The 1,280-nt window shown below is 32.7% G+C and carries 2 protein-coding genes and 1 pseudogene; all 3 read left to right on the top strand.

Annotated features, from left to right (window positions below):
- Positions 1-355: tail assembly chaperone (locus tag ACF91D_RS30395; protein ID WP_392438470.1), on the top strand; the 355-nt coding region annotated here is incomplete at its 5' end.
- A gap of 62 nt (positions 356-417) precedes the next feature.
- Positions 418-726, top strand: coding sequence for a hypothetical protein (locus ACF91D_RS30390; RefSeq protein ID WP_392438469.1), 309 nt, complete (start codon positions 418-420; stop codon positions 724-726).
- A gap of 2 nt (positions 727-728) precedes the next feature.
- Positions 729-1,280 (top strand): annotated as a pseudogene (locus tag ACF91D_RS30385) (hypothetical protein); the annotation flags it as partial.

The raw sequence follows: 1,280 nt of genomic DNA, 5'->3' as shown, positions 1-1,280 counted from the left end.
AGTACCAGGGTTTAATGCAATTTATAACGGTATTTTATCTAGAGATACAAAATCAATTGCTGATTTTTGGGAATGTGCTACTGCATATTTAGGTAAAAAAGCGCCTAAACGTGAAGATATTGAAGATGCATTGATGAAAGTTATTGAAGAAAAAGATGACACTATCGAACTGTTACAAGGTGCGTTGGACATGATGAATAATAGTGGTTTTTTCAAGCAGAAATCACGTGCTTATTGGTCACAAATGAATCAATCTATACCGATGGTCAAAGAAGAAGAAAAAGAGTCGACGAAACACGGAATCGAAATGTTGAAAAACAGCTACAAAGAAATCATGGGAGAACTACCTTACTAAATTATTCAGAGGTAAGACAACTGACAAGCCAATATATAGGTTATCTTTCGGAAGATGAACTTATGAATTTGGTTCCACATATATGGAATGATTGGATTATCGGGAGACGTCAGGCTCTGATAGATCAAAAAGAAACCATGCTATTTATGGCGCAAGCAAATGGCATGATCCAAGCTGGTAAAAGATTAACTAAACTACAAAATCAACTTGAACGTGAAAGGTACATTGTTCGAGGCGAAGAGGACAAATATGAGTTAAAACGTAAGCAAAAACTTGCTCAAAATAAACGGGAAAGAGCAAGAGCTATGAGAGGGACAAGTAAACTTGTAAGTTCATTGAAAAATAGAAATACAAGTCACAAAGGAGGGTGAAAATGGAAAGTAATTTTGTGGCTAAAATATATGCAGTTATTAGAAACTTTGAGCGTAATATCAGAAAAGCACAACGATTGGCAAAAACTTCAGTACCTAATGAAATAAATGTAGATGTTACTGCTGATTTAAGAAAGCTACAAAAAAAGTTAACTAGAGCTAAAGGGATACTTACTACCATCCCTCCTCGAAAAGAAATAGACATAGACGCAAAAGTGAAAAAAGCTCAATACAACATAAAAAAGGTAACTCAAAATTTATATAGATTATCTAACAATAGAAATATTAATGTTGACGCACATATTACAAAGGCATTGATTAAATTAAAAAAAGTTACACAATCTTTGAGGATAATGCCCAAAAAGAAAACAATAAAAATTGATGCTGATACTACGTCTGCTTTCAAATTACAACGATTGTTTCGAAATGTTGAAACACAAGTTAATCATTTCAAAAATAATGTAGATAGATTAGCAGGAGATATCAAGTCATTTGGTATTGTTTTTTCACAAACTTTTAAAGGGATAATGTTAACGTCAATACAAGCATTAATA

The organism is Staphylococcus sp. 231237_7MaSpsaltlick, from assembly GCF_043107035.1.
This window is presented reverse-complemented; position numbering and strand designations above follow the sequence as displayed.